General features: G+C 34.6%; 17 protein-coding genes. 10 read left to right on the forward strand and 7 right to left on the reverse strand.

All coding sequences use genetic code 11. From position 1 onward, the window contains the following. Nucleotides 1–15: 15 nt before the first annotated feature. From JOE44_RS10160 to JOE44_RS10185, 6 genes are all read left to right on the forward strand, one after another. Complete coding sequence (locus tag JOE44_RS10160; RefSeq protein ID WP_209785499.1) at nt 16–573, forward strand: hypothetical protein; 558 nt, start codon at nt 16–18, stop codon at nt 571–573. A 110-nt stretch (nt 574–683) separates the two neighbouring features. Next, nucleotides 684–1046 (forward strand): hypothetical protein, encoded by a 363-nt coding sequence (locus JOE44_RS10165; protein WP_209785500.1) that lies wholly within the window; start codon nt 684–686, stop codon nt 1044–1046. 47 nt (nt 1047–1093) lie between these two features. Beyond that, a complete protein-coding gene (locus JOE44_RS10170; RefSeq protein WP_209785501.1) occupies nt 1094–2197 on the forward strand; it encodes an SH3 domain-containing protein in 1104 nt (367 codons plus the stop codon). Nucleotides 2198–2210: 13 nt separating this feature from the next. Beyond that, the gene (locus tag JOE44_RS10175; protein WP_209785502.1) at nt 2211–2951 is read left to right on the forward strand and encodes a hypothetical protein; all 741 of its coding nucleotides are present in this window, start codon (nt 2211–2213) and stop codon (nt 2949–2951) included. Nucleotides 2952–2972: 21 nt separating this feature from the next. Next, entirely contained in the window at nt 2973–3362 is a 390-nt protein-coding gene (locus tag JOE44_RS10180) for a hypothetical protein (protein WP_209785503.1), read from the forward strand. Between the two features lie 253 nt (nt 3363–3615). Then, entirely contained in the window at nt 3616–4458 is an 843-nt protein-coding gene (locus tag JOE44_RS10185) for a prephenate dehydrogenase (protein WP_209785504.1), read from the forward strand. Between the two features lie 110 nt (nt 4459–4568). Here the strand turns inward: JOE44_RS10185 and JOE44_RS10190 are convergent, their stop codons facing one another. Beyond that, the gene (locus JOE44_RS10190) at nt 4569–5987 is read right to left on the reverse strand and encodes an L-serine ammonia-lyase (protein WP_209785505.1); all 1419 of its coding nucleotides are present in this window, start codon (nt 5985–5987) and stop codon (nt 4569–4571) included. A gap of 180 nt (nt 5988–6167) precedes the next feature. Between JOE44_RS10190 and JOE44_RS10195 the strand changes: the two genes are divergently transcribed. Both JOE44_RS10195 and JOE44_RS10200 read left to right on the forward strand, forming a co-directional pair. Further along, nucleotides 6168–6746 carry a Crp/Fnr family transcriptional regulator gene (locus tag JOE44_RS10195; RefSeq protein ID WP_209785506.1) on the forward strand — a complete coding sequence of 193 codons (579 nt, stop codon included), beginning with the start codon at nt 6168–6170 and terminating at the stop codon, nt 6744–6746. A 60-nt stretch (nt 6747–6806) separates the two neighbouring features. After that, entirely contained in the window at nt 6807–7430 is a 624-nt protein-coding gene (locus JOE44_RS10200; RefSeq protein ID WP_209785507.1) for an NAD(P)H-dependent oxidoreductase, read from the forward strand. A gap of 69 nt (nt 7431–7499) precedes the next feature. Here JOE44_RS10200 and JOE44_RS10205 read toward each other — a convergent pair whose 3' ends face one another. The 6 genes from JOE44_RS10205 to JOE44_RS10230 form a co-directional block, all read right to left on the reverse strand. Further along, nucleotides 7500–8843, reverse strand: a complete 1344-nt coding sequence (locus JOE44_RS10205; protein WP_209785508.1) for an ammonium transporter — start codon at nt 8841–8843, stop codon at nt 7500–7502. A 109-nt stretch (nt 8844–8952) separates the two neighbouring features. After that, nucleotides 8953–9594, reverse strand: coding sequence for an alpha/beta hydrolase (locus JOE44_RS10210; RefSeq protein WP_209785509.1), 642 nt, complete (start codon nt 9592–9594; stop codon nt 8953–8955). 98 nt (nt 9595–9692) lie between these two features. Beyond that, nucleotides 9693–10319, reverse strand: a complete 627-nt coding sequence (locus JOE44_RS10215) for a YceI family protein (RefSeq protein WP_105683938.1) — start codon at nt 10317–10319, stop codon at nt 9693–9695. A gap of 78 nt (nt 10320–10397) precedes the next feature. Further along, entirely contained in the window at nt 10398–10964 is a 567-nt protein-coding gene (locus JOE44_RS10220; RefSeq protein WP_047377096.1) for a YceI family protein, read from the reverse strand. A gap of 143 nt (nt 10965–11107) precedes the next feature. Beyond that, the gene (locus JOE44_RS10225; protein WP_209785510.1) at nt 11108–12157 is read right to left on the reverse strand and encodes a glucokinase; all 1050 of its coding nucleotides are present in this window, start codon (nt 12155–12157) and stop codon (nt 11108–11110) included. Nucleotides 12158–12273: 116 nt separating this feature from the next. Next, nucleotides 12274–12837, reverse strand: a complete 564-nt coding sequence (locus tag JOE44_RS10230; RefSeq protein ID WP_047377098.1) for a membrane protein — start codon at nt 12835–12837, stop codon at nt 12274–12276. Between the two features lie 387 nt (nt 12838–13224). On the opposite strand from JOE44_RS10230, the gene JOE44_RS10235 reads away from it, so the two are divergent. Together JOE44_RS10235 and JOE44_RS10240 are read left to right on the forward strand one after the other, a co-directional pair. Next, nucleotides 13225–14607 (forward strand): DUF1800 domain-containing protein, encoded by a 1383-nt coding sequence (locus tag JOE44_RS10235; RefSeq protein WP_209785511.1) that lies wholly within the window; start codon nt 13225–13227, stop codon nt 14605–14607. 166 nt (nt 14608–14773) lie between these two features. Continuing rightward, nucleotides 14774–15958, forward strand: coding sequence for a DUF1501 domain-containing protein (locus JOE44_RS10240; protein ID WP_209785512.1), 1185 nt, complete (start codon nt 14774–14776; stop codon nt 15956–15958). Nucleotides 15959–16185: the final 227 nt, after the last annotated feature.

Raw genomic sequence — 16185 nt, forward strand, 5'->3', positions numbered from 1 at the left:
GTACTAACAAATCAGATGATGAAAAACTTTTTAATTTTACTATCACTCATATTTCTATCATACTCATGTGAACAGAAAAAAGAGAAAGAAAGCATAACAGCAAAAGATAAGACAGAAATAAACAGAGTTAACTCTTTAATTTCTCAAAATGAAAATCAACCATCAACAGTAGTAAAAGAAACAGATTCTATAACCCTATCCAAATCCTCCATTTGGTCAACAGACTGCAATGCTGATAAATTTATTAGTATTAAGACAGATATTAACAATATACAATTTACAGTCCCAGGTAGATTTTCTATGAATGCTCAATTAAAAAAAGTAGGCAATAATAAATATGAATTTTACTTTACCGATTTTCCTCCGATTATTCCTCTTCCTGATGAAATGCAAAACTGGGAAAATTTAGATAACAAAAAGGCCGTTGGTTACATTCAAATAATTGATGAATCTAAAATAACCTTAACATGGTTTGGCTTCTATAATAAAAAAAATAAGAAAAATATACAAATTGAAAATCCTTTCAATAAGGAGCATAATGTTTCTGCAAACCTTATTAAGTGTTCTGAATAATATAAAATATTTGTAGTAAGTTATGAAACACCTTTTAGCCTTTATATTTTTCTCAATTGTACTTTTTAGTTGCGAAAAGAAAATTGAAAACACGAAACCAAAGATTCAAAATGTTCAGCAGACGCAAAAAATTTCTACAACAACGAAAAATAATTCTGATTTTTTGGACAGGAGAATATCATTTTGAAGCTTCAAATAGAGACGAAGCAAAAACTATTTTTAACATCACAATAAATTCTCTTGAAGATATTTCTGTAGATGTTACTGAAGAAGGAATAAAAAATACACATTCCCGATTAAAAGCTGAAGAAGTCAATAATCAAAAAATTAAAATAAAATATGATAATTCTTCTGAAGATATGGGAGTTATTTACATTGAAAAATCTGATAACAATTATTTTATTTCAGGAAATCCTATATATTTTATCAACCCCGTAAATAATGAAATGCCATTACAAAAAATTAAAAAATAAATAATCCTTACTGTTTCCAAATGTTTGAAAATTAAGATAAATGCACAATGATGAAATCCTTTTTAATTTTATTATCACTCATATTCATTTCATGTTCAGGCAAGCAGGAAGAGAAAATAATAGAAAAAGAAACTGAAATAATTGAAAGTTATTTCACCCATCATAAATTCAAAAATACCAAGGAAAATTTTGATAAAATAAACGTAGATCTACTTGGCATTAAATCCGATAAACTTCAAGACGGATATAATGATATTTTAATATTCAATGAAGCTACCAATTATCAGATATCAAAGGAAGGAAAATATATTAAAATAGGTAATGATATTCTACCCGATTTAGATAATGTCAAGGCAGATCTAAAAAGTAATAAGAACTATCCTTATTTCGAAGAATTACTAACCCTGAACAAAATCATTTACCAGAATGATTTGACATCCATTTTGAGCCTAGCATCTAAAAATCCTGATCTTGCAGTTGATTTGGTAGTTATGTTTAACTATGAAAAAAATGAAGCCCTTTTTAATTCAGCGGTTAAAAATATCCAAAGCTGGGATGATATCGAACAAAGTTCTAGGCTATCGTTTGTATTCTATAATAACACTATAAATTCATTTAAAATTAGAGAAAAACTATTAGAAAGTTTAAAATCTAAAGATTCTTTTCTGTATGCATTAACATCTTATTTAGCTGATAATAAAGACAATATAATAAAAACAAATGGTATTACACCTGCTTCATTAGAAAAGGCTATTGCCTATCTTTTACAACTTGGCTTTACCGGTAAGGAAAATGTTGATATTCAATCTGACAAATCATACTTATTATTAAATAATGTCTATGTTTCTCACCCAGAACTAAAGGACTCTTTTCAAAAAAACAAATATTATGGTTATCTAAATCTTGAAAAACACTCCAAAGAGTATGGACTTTTACAAGAAGATAATCAAGAAAAAACATATTCAATAATAATAGATCCTGATGGTTTCACTAACCTAAGAAAAGAAAAAAATACATCATCTCAAATTCTTCAAAAGGTCAAAACTGGAGAACAAGTCGAGGTTTTAGACCAAAATGGTGATTGGTGGTTGGTAATTTCTAAAGAAGGTAAAAAGGGATATGTTCACAAAAGCAGAATAAAATCCGAATAAATAACTTAACCAAATGATGAAAAACTGTTTAATGCTATTTTTACTAATGCTTGTTGCATGTTCAAGAAAGGAAAAAGAAGCCTCAATATCTGAAACTTCAAGCAAAGTAGAGAATATCCAAAGCTTAATTCAATTAAGTAAAATCAGTTGTAATCAAGAAAATATTGAAACAGCAAATTATTCTTTAAACTGTAAAAACTTTAATGTATCCAATACACTTATTGAAGGAAGTGATCAAAACAGGTACGAGCTTATAACTTTTGTTTTTGATGACATAGAAAAGGCAATAATTAGGAAAATCAACAATGAAGATTTGGTAACTTCTTCACCTATTGTATATTTTTCAAATACTTCTAAAAATTATATAATCTTTTTCCCGGTAAATGGTAAAAATCATTTTGGATGGAAACTATATCTATATAAAAATAAAGTCTTGTATCCGCTAGGACAAAGAGTAATGTATTGGAAACCTGATTATGAAGAATCCAATATTAATTACTCTGATATATTAACAGTTTTTGAAACTGAAGATAAAGTTTTACTTGAAATACCGAATAAATACATTATTAAAAATGATAATGACTATAAGAATTATCCAAATTATTTAGATGGAAAATATTTCGAAGAGAATGACAAAACATATTATGAATTTTCTACATCAAAAATTGAATATTACAAAAAGTATAAAAATGGACTTTTTGAAGGAGATTATAATAAAATGATAAATAATAAAATAATTGATCTTATAAAATAAATCAGTTATATCTAGCAAATTATGAAAACCTTTTTAATATTACTTTTATTTCTAACTATTTGTTCTTGTAAAGAGGCAAAAGAAAACATTTCAAACCCTCAAAAGACTACAACAGAAAATAATAAATCTTTTGTTATTAGCTGTGGTTCCGGTTGTGCGATGACTTATACTGCTGAAAATATTTTACAGAATGGGACTACTTCAATAAAAGTTAAGTTCAAAGTAGAAATGTATACCGATGAACAGTTATCAGATACCTATTATGAAACCTATTTTTTCTCCTATAATAAAAATAAAGAAATTGAAAAAATAAACCTTGAAGGAAAAAATGAAAACATTCTAAGCAATCTTATGCCCAATGCACAAGATTCTTTTAGAGAGTTTGCTACTGAAATCATTCAAACCAAATGACAAAATCCTTTTTAGTTCTAATATAATTCTACTTTTTAAAAACACCCAATACCGATTAACAATATCTATATATAATTTAGAAAAGAAATTTCGTTTCATTTGAAAAATATTTTTACCTTTGCCTTGTGAATTTTAACAACGGAACATATTATTATAGAATTTTTACCTCAGCTCTGGGATAGGGATTCTTATGAATATAATTTAAAACCTCGTCCTAGGGACGAGGTTTTTTTATTTTAAAAAATGTAAAAAGATGAAAATAAGTATTATTGGAGTAGGATTAATCGGAGGTTCGATGGCTTTGAAATTAAGAGAGAAAAACCTGGCCAGCTTCATCTACGGAATCGATAACAATACACAGCATATCAGTGACGCATTAGAGCTGAAAATAATTGATGCCGGAGTAGATCTGGAGCATGGAATTAAAAATTCGGATCTGATTATTCTTGCCATTCCTGTAGATGCTGCCAGAAAACTGTTACCAACTGTTTTAGACCTTGTGTCTGATCAGCAGACCGTAATGGATGCCGGTTCTACCAAAGCAGGAATTGTAAATGCTGTGAAAGACCATCCGAAACGCTCAAGGTTTGTAGCATTTCACCCGATGTGGGGAACAGAAAACAATGGTCCGAAATCCGCCATTGCAGAAAGTTTCTCCGGAAAAGCAGGTGTGATATGCAACAAAGAAGAATCTGCAGGCGATGCATTGAGTACTGTTGAAAAAGTAGTCAATGCCCTTGACATGCACATGATTTATATGGATGCAAAAGATCATGATGTTCACACTGCTTATATCTCTCATATCTCCCATATTACCTCTTATGCCCTGGCCAATACCGTACTGGAAAAAGAGCGTGAAGAAGAAACAATTTTCCAACTTGCAAGTTCCGGTTTTTCAAGCACCGTACGTCTTGCCAAATCGCATCCGGAAATGTGGGTTCCCATCTTTAAACAAAACAAAGAAAATGTACTGGACGTTCTGAACGAACACATTACCCAGCTCAGAAAATTCAAATCTGCTCTGGAAAAAGAAAACTATGAATACCTTGAAGAGTTGATTTCCAATGCCAACAGAATCAGAGGAATTTTAAGGTAAAATTTCCTTATACGATACTAAAAGCCCAACGGTTTTTACTTTTATTTTATTAAGAAACCCTTAGCCAGTAATGTCTAAGGGTTTTATGTTTTTAAAACTTATTATTTCTATTAACATTCCGGAACGTTGACTGCAATCGCCAATCCGCCCTCAGAAGTTTCTTTAAAACGGTCACTCATGGACTGAGCAGTTTCCCACATCGTAAGAATCACCTCATCCAATGTCACTTTTGCTTTGGTAGGATCACTTTCCAATGCAATATTGGCTGCCGTAATCGCTTTCATCGCTCCCATTGTATTTCTTTCAATACATGGAATCTGTACAAGTCCTTTGATAGGATCACAAGTTAATCCAAGATGATGTTCCATAGCAATTTCTGCCGCCATCAATACCTGCCCGACACTTCCACCCAGAATTTCTGTAAGTCCGGCTGCTGCCATTGCAGAAGATACTCCGATTTCCGCCTGACATCCTCCCATTGCTGCAGAAATGGTTGCATTTTTCTTGAATAATGTTCCGATTTCTCCCGCTACAAGTAAGAATCTCACAATATCATCTTCACTCGTAAACGGGGTAAACGCCTGAGCATACATTAATACCGCCGGAATTACTCCACTCGCTCCATTGGTAGGTGCGGTAATAATTCTTCCGAAACTTGCATTCTCCTCATTCACTGCCAGTGCAAAACAGGCAATCCATTTGTTGATATTGGTGAAATTCTCTTCAGCATCTACAACCTGTTGGAACCACTCGTCTTTGTTTTTATAGATTTTATCTCCTAACAGTTTTCTGTTGATTCCTGCAGCTCTTCGGGAAACATTCAGTCCACCCGGAAGAATTCCTTCTTTATTAACCCCTTTATAAATACACTCTTTAATCTGCTGCCAAATGTAAAGTGCTTCCTGCCGTGTTTCTTCCTGAGTTCTCCAGCTTTCTTCATTCATGAAAATTAAATCTGAAATCTTATCAAATCCAAGTTTCTCACAGTATTTTGCAATATCAGAAGCTTTATGACAAGGATATAATGTACGTACACACTGCTTTTGGATAGAGTTTTTTTCCTGGCTGGCAATAAAACCACCACCTACAGAATAAAAGTCCTGTACAAGCTCCGTTCCGTCTTCAAAAACAGCTCTGAAGATCATCCCGTTCGGGTGAAAATCAAGGCTCTTTTTCATATTTAAAATCAGATGATGCCCATAAATAAACGGAATCACCTTCTCACCTCCCAGATTAATGCTCTGAGTGCTTTTAATGTAATCTATTTTTTCATCAATTTTTGAAGTATTGATGGTCTTAAAATCTTCTCCATTCAATCCAAGCATTCCTGCAATATCAGTTCCATGCCCAATCCCCGTTTTTGCGAGTGAGCCAAAGAATTCAAGAAAAACCTCTTTAACTTCTTCTATTGATCTTTCTCTTTTTATAATCCTGATAAATGCTGCTGCTGCGTTCCAAGGTCCCATTGTATGCGAACTGGACGGGCCTATTCCTACTTTAATAATTTCAAAAACCGATATTGATTCCATAAATGATTCGTCATTTTCCTCAAAAACAAAGATACAGGATAAATCCTAATAATAGCATAGCAAAATCCCAGATTTATTTGGTTTTGGCTGCCCATAAAATAAGTATTTTTGTCAATGAACATATAGTATCAATGTCAATCAGATCCATCATTATATTGTTCTTTTTAACTATTTTTTTAAATGGAAACATTAATTAAGAGTATTCTGCAGCATGTCCCACTAACTCCGGAAGAAATAGCCTTATGTAAAGGCTTCTGGACAGAAAAAACATTGGAAAAAGGAGATTTTCTGTTGCGAAACGGAGAAATCTGCCGTCATGACAGTTATATCATTTCGGGAGTTTTAAAAGCTTTCTGCATCAATGAAGAAAATGGAAATGAAGAGATTCTCTTTTTAGCCATTGATCATTGGTGGGCAACAGATATTTCCAGTTTTTCAAAACAAAAACCTTCCATTTACAATATACAGGCTGTAGAGAAAACAAAGCTTTTGCAGATCAGCCATCAGTCTTTTCAAAAAATGCTGAAGGAAATTCCAGCTCTAGAAAAATACTTCAGGATTATTTTGGAAGGCTATCTAGGAACCCTTGAAAAAAGAGTCGTATTCAATCATATGTATAAAGCAGAACAAAAGTATTACGACTTCCTGGAAACTTACCCCGATATTTCTTCCAGAGTTCCTCAATATCTGATTGCTTCTTACCTGGGAGTATCCGCTGAATTTATAAGCAGAATTCGGAAAAAAAATAAATCCTCTTGAACTAGATCAATTTTTCAGAACTCAATAATCAGGAATTTTGCTGTTATAAATTCTTAACAAATGAAAATACTGATTATTAATGCCAGTGTAAGAAACGAAAGATCTTACAGCAGAAAACTAACCCATCTTTTCGCCGAAAACTGGAAAACAAGATATCCTCTTGATACTTTCACCTACAGGGAAGCAGGAACTGACACTATTCCCAATATTGATGAATCCTGGATTGCGGGAGCATTCAAAAAACCGGCAGACAAAACTGAGGAAAACCAAAAACCTTTACAGCTCAGTGATGAACTGGTCAAAGAACTCAGGGAACATGATGTATATGTAATCGGAACCCCTATGTATAACTGGTCTATCCCGTCCGGATTAAAAGCTTATATTGACCAGGTAATGAGGATTAACGAAACCTGGAAATTCAGATCCGGAATGCCGGATGGTGATTATGTAGGACTTCTTGAAAACAAAAAGCTTTTTATTCTCTCAACCCGTGGAGATACAGGATATGGAGAAAATGAGAAAAACGGCCATATCAATTTTCAAACGACTTATCTGAAACATATTTTCGGAATTATGGGGGTAAATGATGTTACCATTCATTCCTTAGACAATGAAGAATTTGGTGGTGAAGTTTTTGAAAATTCAAAAAATAAAATCTTTGAAACGATTCTTTCTATTCATTAGGATCGTGATTTTTTTTTAAAACTTTTACAGGTTTTCAGGGCATTAAGTTATCAATATGCCCTGTTTTTATCAACTGAAACTTTCCTCATGCTGAGACAGATCAAGCCCTTTGTTTTCAGACTCTTCAGAAACTCTTAAGGTAATTATTGAATTGGTAAGTTTATATAAAATGAATGATCCAAAAAATGTAAAAACAGAAACCAAAACCAAGGCGGCCATATGATGAAGAAAAACATCTACTCCTCCATGAAGCAGACTGGCATTTTCCCCATGAGCAAAGACAGCTGTAAGAATCATTCCCATAATCCCTCCTACTCCATGACAGGCAAAAACATCCAGTGTATCATCTATTTTCTTTAATCCTTTCCAGTTGACCATCACATTTGAAACGATAGCCGTAATAAATCCGATAAAAAGACTCTCCTGAATGCTTACAAAACCACATCCGGGAGTAATGGCCACCAGTCCTACTACAGCTCCGATACAGGCTCCCAAAGCCGAAACACTTCTCCCATTGATTCTGTCAAAAAAGATCCAGGTCATCATTGCTGAGGCAGAGGCAATAGTAGTTGTTCCAAAAGCTGTAGCAGCAGAGGCAGAAGCGCTCAAAGCAGATCCTGCATTGAATCCGAACCATCCGAACCACAACATTCCCGTTCCTAAAAGTACATACGGAATATTGGAAGGCTCATGATGCGGATTTTTTCGGTTTCCTACTACCAAAGCTCCTGCAAGTGCGGCAAAACCGGCACTCATATGCACCACCGTTCCGCCTGCAAAGTCTTTTACTCCAAAATATTTGTTTAAAAGACCATCAGGATGCCATACCATATGACAAAGCGGTGTATAAATAAAAATGCTGAAAAGAACGATGAACAGTAAATAAGAGATAAAACGAACCCTTTCCGCAAAAGACCCGGTAATAATAGCAGGAGTAATAACCGCAAACTTCATCTGAAACAAAGCAAACAGGATAAAAGGAATCGTAGGGGCCATCAACTTATGAGGTAGATTTCCTACTCCGCTAAAAAAGGGATAGCTTAACGGATTTCCGACAATCCCATAATGTTTTCCGGCAATGGTAATTCCCAGAGACTCACCGAAGGATAAAGAAAAACCGACTACTACCCAGACCATAGAGATGACTCCTAAAGCAATAAAGCTCTGCAACATCGTAGAAATCACATTTTTCTTCCCCACCATTCCCCCATAAAAAAAGGAAAGTCCGGGAGTCATCAGCAAAACAAGTCCAGCTGCAGCCAGAATCCAGGCTACATCGGCACCTACAATTTTATCTTCGCTTAAAAATTCTCCTGTATCAGGAATATTGGCAACCGGATTCCAGAACAAACCTCCAATGGCAACCAGTGTGATAACAGAGAATGAAACCATCCATTTTAATCCTATTTTCATAAAATTTATATTTAACCCTATCAAATTTAAATATAAATTCCATAAAAACTATATTTTAAAACAAAACACCCCTAAAAAAAACTCTATTTAATAAATAATATTGAGAATTTTAACAAAATACCTCTTTCAGTATTTTAGAAACTTCTTTAGATTTTGTAGCAGGAAAAAGATGGGTTCCTCCCTTCACCACATAATCCGGATGGGAATAACGGATGGGAAAAACGATGTCTTTATCACCAAGAATCTGAATCACGTCAGGATTTTCTTCAAACTTCCATTCAGAAACTTTTTCTACGGACCATTTCAGGTAATAAGGATCTCTTACTTTGAAATATTGTAACAGTTTTGGATTTTTGGGATCAAACAGCTTTCGGACAACAGCATATACATTGGCTGCTTTATCATTGAACAAACCTACAGGAAGTATCCTCGGGATTTTTGTCATCTCCCCGGTTTTTATAAATTTGGACTTTTCCTTATCGGATTTTATACTTCCAAGGATCACTACTTTCTCTGCCGGTTTTAATTGATTAATCTCCTGTACAATAATTCCTCCAAAAGAATAACCCAACAGGCAGAACGGCTCTGAGTCATCTACTTTCTCTGCCATTCTTTTAACATAGGCATCGAAAGGCTCATTTTTTTCAGGAATAAGCCAGTCTATAAAAATCAATTCACAGTGTTCGGGAAACTCTATTCTTTCAAGTACCTTGAAGTCTGCTCCCAGACCGCTTACGATATAAATTTTCATACTACTAATTTATAAAAATACCGGGAAACAGAGAATAGCTGCAAAAAAAATGAGACGTTCCCGGGAACATCTCATTTCTATATTGATCATATTGGATCTTATTTTTTCTTCTTCTGAATTCTATTTTCGTTATCCAGCATTTCAGTAGTCACTTTGAACTGAATATCCATTTCGTTCTTAATGAAATAATCTTTCAATGAAGACTGATAGAATACTTTAAAGTCTCTTCTGTTCAGAGAGAACTTTGCAGACTCAATAGATGTGGTAAACTGAGTAACGTATACATTCGCAGGGAAAGAGATTGTTTTTCTCACTCCTTTAAGGGTAAGGTCACCATATACTGTTGAATTGTATTCACTGTTTGCTAAAGGAATAATTTTAGTCAAATGGAATTTTGCAATAGGGAATTTTTTTACTTCAAAGAAGTTCGAGCTTTTCAAATCGTTAGTAAGCTTGATTTGATCTTCGTCAGAAACATCTCCCGCCATCATACTTCTCATATCTATTACAAACTCTCCATCTACCAGAACCGTATGGTCAAAGTTGAATTTTCCGCTTTTTAACTTTACTGTTCCTGAGTGGGAAGTTTCTTCGGTTTTTACCACTTTATACCCCCACCATCTGATCTCTGATGAAGTCACTTTAGCCACCTTATCAAATTTCTTTTGGGCAGAAACAAATGATATGCTTGCGCACACCATAGCAAACAATAGTAATCTTTTCATTCTTTTTTATTTACAATTCAACAAAAATAAAAAAAAGTGTAGAACTTCTACACTTTTAATAATCTTTTTTTGATTAATTTATTGAGCAGTTACCTTTACAAGCATATCAATATCATCTTTCACAAAAACATCCTGCATGGTAGACTTGTAAGCTACGTCAAATTTTTGTCTGTCAAAAGAGAATTTGTTTGATACTAAACTTACTACTCCTTTGCTATAAGAAATCTTAGCAGGGAAAGAGATTGGGCTTGTTTTTCCTTTTACAGTAAGGTTTCCTGTTACAAGAGAGTTATACACTTTATCGTTGTTTTTCTTTACTCCTGTAATTTTGAAGCTTGCAGTTGGGAATTTTTCAACTTCAAAGAAGTCACCATTCTTAAGGTGTCCGTTTAATTTTTGCTGATATTCTCCTGTAAGGTCAGTAGAGCTGATTGAAGTCATATCCAATACGAAGCTTCCGCCTACCAATTGGTTTCCTTTCATTACCATGTCTCCTGACTTTACTTTTACAGTACCATCGTGAGAGCTAGCCTCAGATTTTGCTACTTTGTATCCCCACCAGTGTACATCAGACGCTACTACTTTTTTTGACTGTCCGAAAGCTAAACCACCAGCTAAAACTGCTAATAAAAATATTTTTTTCATTGAATAGAGTTGTTTACTTATTTAACAGTACAAAGGTAGCATCTTATTCAATAGATTTCATTGATGTATATCAATAAAATTTATTATTTTCATGAATAATATCATCCCATAAAAAAACTCCGGAGAAATCCGGAGTCCTTATTTTATAGCTGATAGTAAGCGGTATAAAGCGCTATACCATTTAATGCTGTATGATTTTGCTTGACCAGATAGATGGGAGTATTTTTAAGCATCTCCTCCATTTTATCACTGATCTTGAATTTCTCATAGAATTTCGCTTTGTCTATATATTCTGCGATCATCTGTGGAATATCTCCGGCAATCAGTAGTCCTCCGGTAGCTTTTAATTTTAAAGTTAAGTTATTCGCTTCTCTTGCCAGAAACTCAAGGAAAGTATCTAAAGCGATTCTGCAGATCAGTACATTTTCCTCTACAGCAGCTTTATATAATTCCTCCACGAAATTTCCCTGTGCAAGACGTTCTCCCAGCCATTCCGGTTCAGGATGTCTTTTTACATCTCTTAAGAATCTGTAGATATTGAATAATCCTGATTTCGAAAGTACATTTTCCCAGCTTACAATACCATAGATATTATTTAAGAACTGGTAAAACTCAACTTCTACGTTGGTTCTTGGTGAAAATTCCGAATGTCCTCCTTCTGTTGCGAAAGGTCTCAGGTATTTTCCGTCAAAGAAATATCCGGCTTCCCCTAATCCGTTTCCGGGAGCAAGAACTGCCACATTTCCTTTTTCAAGATGTCCGCTGGTATAAATAGCTTCAAGATGATTATCTTCAAGAAGAGCCATTCCGTAAGCAGAGGCTTCCAGGTCATTCAGCATTTCTACTTTTTCAAACCCGAAATCACGGGCATATTCTGCTACATCTAAATTCCAGCCCAGCCTTGCAGGACTGCTTTTCCCGTCAAGTACAGGACCTGGCACTGCCATTCCCAGACGTTTTACGTTTTCCAGCTGATTATCCTGAATAAACTTCTTTAAAATATCTGAAAAAGAAGCATACTCTTTGGTTGCAAATTTATTTTCTACTTTTATCTCAAGACCTCCGTTACCGGAAACAAAATAGCCTAAGATTGTTATATCTTCACGAAGACTTGCTCCAATGATAGAAACATTATCATTATTACTGTTCTCTACTCCTGGTAAATAAAGTGGAAATTTTGGATTCAGAATCATAACCTCAAATTTTACCAAATATAATAATTGTTTTTGTAAATCCTGCACAGAACAAAAAAACCTTTCCACTTTCGTGAAAAGGTTTTGGTTAATAATTGTTTATATATTAAATCTAACTACTTTCCTAATGGAATATTGTAACCGAATCCTACACCGATATTCCCCACATTATAGTCCTGACCCGGCAAATCTCCTTTTGTCCCTACAAAAACCTTTTGGTATTGTACGAAGAAATTCCAGTCTCTGTTGTGATATCCGATCTCCGGTTTAAGGTAGAAACCTCCGCTTGCTCTTTCAACATTGGTGTTTGATGCCACTGTTTTGTCTCCAACAAGGAAACCATATCCTAAGTCTGTTCCGAAATAGAAACCTGTTTGTTTAGGATAAATTCTGATTAAAGCTGCTACAGGAACTACTCCTACATCATTATTTTTATATCCGTTGTTTTCTTTTCCAAAATAGTGAGTATATCCTGATGCAATACCTAATCCGAATCCTGGTGTAATCAGGTTCTGGTAAGCTACATCCACTCCTACTGCAGCGGAAAGATTATCTGCGGGAACTGCTAAACCAACATTTGCACCTACCTTGATCATATTATTCATTTGAGAACTTTGGGCGCTTGCGATACCTGCTGTTAAAATACCAGCCAGTACTATTGCTTGTTTAAACATTTTCATAACTCTAATTTTTTAATTTTACTAAACAAGAGGATGTAAAAATCATGCCAAGCACGGTTTTTTCTTTGGTTTTAACATTCAAAAAACTCATAAAACAATGAATATCAAATGATTATTTTTTAACAAAATTTAAATATTTGTTTAACAAAAATTATCAAAAAATGATAGCTAAAAAGTGAATTAATTAAAGGATGGAAAAAAGGAAGCTGGATGCCGGAAGAAATACAACTCCATAAAGTCAACTCTAATTCTACGATACAAAACTTTCCGACCTCAATCTTCCTGCCTCCTGCTTCCAACTTCCAGCCTTAAAAACAATATTAACAAACATTAACCCGTTATTATTTTAACCTTTTTCTTCGAAATACATCAAAAAATAAATTCTTCATGATGGCTGATTCATTATTAAAAAACAAGCATCTTCTTTGGCGTGCAGGTTTTGGTGTTGGTATTCATCAAATTGATGATTTGAAAAATAAAAACATTAAAACGTTAATGAATGAATTATTTAAAGAAGACCGCTTCAGTGAAATTACTTATGATACTCCTGATCCGGTTTCGGTGGCTGATTACATGAGCAGTACCGCTCCTGCAGATAAGAAAAAAGAGATGCAAAGGATTAACAGGGAACAGAATAATGAACTGAATCTGAACTTTCTGAATTCCATTGTTAACAGTAAGGAACAGATGAGGGAAAAGATGGCGTTCTTCTGGCATGGGCATTTCGCATCAAGAGTGATCAATCCAAGGTTCAATAAACAGCTTTTGAATACGATCAGGAAAAATGCACTGGGAAATTTCAAAGATCTGCTTTTTGAAGTAAGTCAATCACCAGCCATGCTTAATTTCCTGAATAATCAGCAGAATAAAAAGGATCATCCTAATGAAAATTTTGCCCGCGAAGTGATGGAACTGTTTACGATGGGCAGAGGAAACTACACTGAAAAAGATGTAAGAGAAGGCGCCAGAGCCTTTACAGGATGGAGTTATGATAAAGAAGGGAATTTTAAAGAAAGAAAAAATCTTCATGATGAAGACTTCAAAACTTTTTTAGGAAAAACCGGAAATTTCGATGGAAATGATGTTCTCAATATCATTCTGGAACAGAAAGCTACCGCACAGTTCATTACCACAAAGATTTATAAGTTTTTCGTCAATGAAAAACCAGATCAGGATATTGTCAATACATTGAGTGCCAATTTCTACAATTCAGGATACGATATCAAAAAACTAATGACGGAGATCTTCTCAAGCTCATGGTTTTATGATCAGAAAAATATCGGTAATCGTATAAAGTCTCCTGTAGAATTGATGGCAGGGATTATGCGGATTCTTCCTATGCACATCCAGAATCCGGAAAACCTTATTGTATATCAGAAATTATTGGGACAAATGCTGCTTTATCCACCTAATGTTGCGGGATGGCCTAGCGGAAAATCATGGATAGACAGCTCAACACTGATGTTGAGACTTCAGGTTCCGCAGATCTGGTCCGGACTTCGCCCTTTGGAATACAGTCCGCGACAGGATGATGATATTGACATGGGAATGAAATCCCGTGAAACTGCTTTAAATAAAAGTTTTAAAAATCCGAATATTACCATCGACTGGGATCGTATTGAGCAACTTTTCGCCAATAAAAACTGTGAAGACTACCTTCTCATGAGCACTCAAAGCCTTGATATGAACTCTGTAAAGAATTTTTCCGATAAGAGTATAAAAATGAATGTCATCAACCTGATGTCTACCCCGGAATACCAGTTGAGCTAGGTAGAAGATTTTTAGGTTGCAGGTAGCAGGTAATAGCTGTCGTAGTATAGCTTAATTACCATTTACTTATCTTTTACTGTTATAAAAATAAATGCCAGTAAAAATGCAGCCTAGTCCTACAACCTGCTACCTATCATCTGCCACCTTAAACCCTAAAAACAAAATTATGTTAATCAAAAGAAGAGAATTCCTCAAAATAAGTTCATTGGCTTCCGCTTCTATGCTAATGCCCAATTTCTTAAAAGCAATGGCGTTGGATGAAGCTCTGAATCCCAATCAGAACATTCTGGTGGTTCTCCAATTTACAGGAGGAAATGATGGCTTGAATACTATTATTCCAGCTAAAAATGACATTTATTTCAGGGAAAGGAAAACGTTGGCCATTCAGAACTCAATACCGCTTACCGATGAAGCAGGCATCAATCCTTCACTCTCTTATTTTAAAGAGCTTTTTGACAATGGGGAACTTTCTGTGATGAATAATGTAGGATATCCCAATCCCGACAAATCCCATTTCCGAAGTATGGATATCTGGCAGTCGGCAAGCAGAAGTGATCAGTTTCTGGAAACAGGCTGGCTTGGGCGTTTTCTGGATGAAGAGTGCTATCGTTGTGACCATCCTACCCAGGCACTGGAAGTGGATGATATGCTCAGCCTTGCTTTAAAAGGAGAAAACAATAAAGCTTTTGCCTTTAAAGATCCTAAAAGACTCTACCAGACCAGTCAGGAAAAATATTTTAAATCACTCTACAACCATCACCACGATGATGAAACGGTAACTTATCTTTATCAGACATTAGGTTCTACTATCAATAATGCCGATTATATTTTTGAAAAAAGCAAAGCTAAAAAGACGGAACAGATTTATCCCAACTCCTCATTAGGAAAAGATTTTAAGACGGTAGCTTCTTTAATAAAATCTGATATCAATACTCAGGTGTACTATCTTTCTGTAGGAAGTTTTGATACCCATGTCAATCAGAATGACCGTCAGAAAAAGTTGTTTGATGACATCAATGAAGCCGTAAAATCATTTGTTACCGATATGAAAAGTAACGGACTGTTCAAAAATATCCTGCTGATGACATTTTCAGAGTTCGGTCGCCGTGTTGCCCAGAATGCCAGCAATGGAACGGATCACGGAACTGCCAACCAGATGTTTTTTATCAGCGGAAACCTTAAAAAGAAAGGACTATTGAATGCACTTCCTGATTTACAGAACCTGAATGAAGGCGATCTGATCTATAAAGAAGATTTCAGAAAAGTATATGCAACAATTCTTAAAAACTGGCTTAAGGCAGATTCCTCCAAAGTACTGGGATGGAAAGATGGAGTCTACGATTTTGTGTAACTGTAATTGAACCACAAAAGTCACAAAGTATTTAAATGCTTATGTTTATTTAAAGATACTACTAAATGCTTAAGAACTGCGCTTAAGTTTTTAGCTTAAAACTATAATAAAACTGTTTAGATTCCTACGGAATGACACAATGGTAATCATAGTTTATCCGTACAGTTTGTCATTCCGTAGAAATCCGGTCATCTTTTTCCAAAACTACAATCCTGACCAATATTCAA

The organism is Chryseobacterium sp. PvR013 (assembly GCF_017833095.1).
Taxonomy (GTDB): domain Bacteria; phylum Bacteroidota; class Bacteroidia; order Flavobacteriales; family Weeksellaceae; genus Chryseobacterium; species Chryseobacterium culicis_A.

Bases quoted from the DNA above. Each gene is read 5' to 3' on its own strand.
- JOE44_RS10160 (WP_209785499.1), top strand. From the start codon at position 16: ATGATGAAAAACTTTTTAATTTTACTATCACTCATATTTCTATCATAC.
- JOE44_RS10165 (WP_209785500.1), top strand. From the start codon at position 684: ATGTTCAGCAGACGCAAAAAATTTCTACAACAACGAAAAATAATTCTG.
- JOE44_RS10170 (WP_209785501.1), top strand. From the start codon at position 1,094: ATGATGAAATCCTTTTTAATTTTATTATCACTCATATTCATTTCATGT.
- JOE44_RS10175 (WP_209785502.1), top strand. From the start codon at position 2,211: ATGATGAAAAACTGTTTAATGCTATTTTTACTAATGCTTGTTGCATGT.
- JOE44_RS10180 (WP_209785503.1), top strand. From the start codon at position 2,973: ATGAAAACCTTTTTAATATTACTTTTATTTCTAACTATTTGTTCTTGT.
- JOE44_RS10185 (WP_209785504.1), top strand. From the start codon at position 3,616: ATGAAAATAAGTATTATTGGAGTAGGATTAATCGGAGGTTCGATGGCT.
- JOE44_RS10190 (WP_209785505.1), bottom strand. From the start codon at position 5,987: ATGGAATCAATATCGGTTTTTGAAATTATTAAAGTAGGAATAGGCCCG.
- JOE44_RS10195 (WP_209785506.1), top strand. From the start codon at position 6,168: ATGGAAACATTAATTAAGAGTATTCTGCAGCATGTCCCACTAACTCCG.
- JOE44_RS10200 (WP_209785507.1), top strand. From the start codon at position 6,807: ATGAAAATACTGATTATTAATGCCAGTGTAAGAAACGAAAGATCTTAC.
- JOE44_RS10205 (WP_209785508.1), bottom strand. From the start codon at position 8,843: ATGAAAATAGGATTAAAATGGATGGTTTCATTCTCTGTTATCACACTG.
- JOE44_RS10210 (WP_209785509.1), bottom strand. From the start codon at position 9,594: ATGAAAATTTATATCGTAAGCGGTCTGGGAGCAGACTTCAAGGTACTT.
- JOE44_RS10215 (WP_105683938.1), bottom strand. From the start codon at position 10,319: ATGAAAAGATTACTATTGTTTGCTATGGTGTGCGCAAGCATATCATTT.
- JOE44_RS10220 (WP_047377096.1), bottom strand. From the start codon at position 10,964: ATGAAAAAAATATTTTTATTAGCAGTTTTAGCTGGTGGTTTAGCTTTC.
- JOE44_RS10225 (WP_209785510.1), bottom strand. From the start codon at position 12,157: ATGATTCTGAATCCAAAATTTCCACTTTATTTACCAGGAGTAGAGAAC.
- JOE44_RS10230 (WP_047377098.1), bottom strand. From the start codon at position 12,837: ATGAAAATGTTTAAACAAGCAATAGTACTGGCTGGTATTTTAACAGCA.
- JOE44_RS10235 (WP_209785511.1), top strand. From the start codon at position 13,225: ATGATGGCTGATTCATTATTAAAAAACAAGCATCTTCTTTGGCGTGCA.
- JOE44_RS10240 (WP_209785512.1), top strand. From the start codon at position 14,774: ATGTTAATCAAAAGAAGAGAATTCCTCAAAATAAGTTCATTGGCTTCC.